1 protein-coding gene is annotated in these 378 nt (G+C 41.5%); it reads left to right on the top strand.

Going from position 1 to position 378, the window contains the following annotated elements; genetic code table 11:
• The coding region (locus H3T56_RS11570; protein ID WP_198193092.1) for a hypothetical protein at positions 1 to 378 on the top strand (378 nt) is incomplete at both ends.

Here is a 378-nt window from a genome sequence, read left to right as displayed (position 1 = left end):
CATCACACGCTATTTTACTGCCAGTTGCCGGTCAGAGCTTTGCCGATATTGATATGTTAGTGCCAACTAATGTTAATGCCATACCGTTGAGTACCCTTATCGGTACGCCTTATAACTATTGGAATGATGACGATGGCGATGGTGATTTTACCGTTACAGGGCAGTTGCATTTATCTATTCTTGATAAATTTGACCGTCCGGTTACTCGTAACAATGTGCCGACCATTTGTAAAGCACCTTATCGAGTGATATTAAGAACTGATGATGTTATCTTATCCACCCGCTATGGTATCCCTAAAAGTACGTCTTTTACTGCAAGTACTGTCACTTATTATATTAAACCACAGCCAACAGCGGATATTTGCTCTGCCAGACCTC

Origin of the sequence: Gilliamella sp. W8123 (genome assembly GCF_016101085.1) — a bacterium.
In the GTDB taxonomy this organism is placed as follows: domain Bacteria; phylum Pseudomonadota; class Gammaproteobacteria; order Enterobacterales; family Orbaceae; genus Gilliamella; species Gilliamella apis.
The sequence above is the reverse complement of the archived record's forward strand: the minus strand, read 5'-3'. Positions and strand labels throughout refer to the sequence as shown.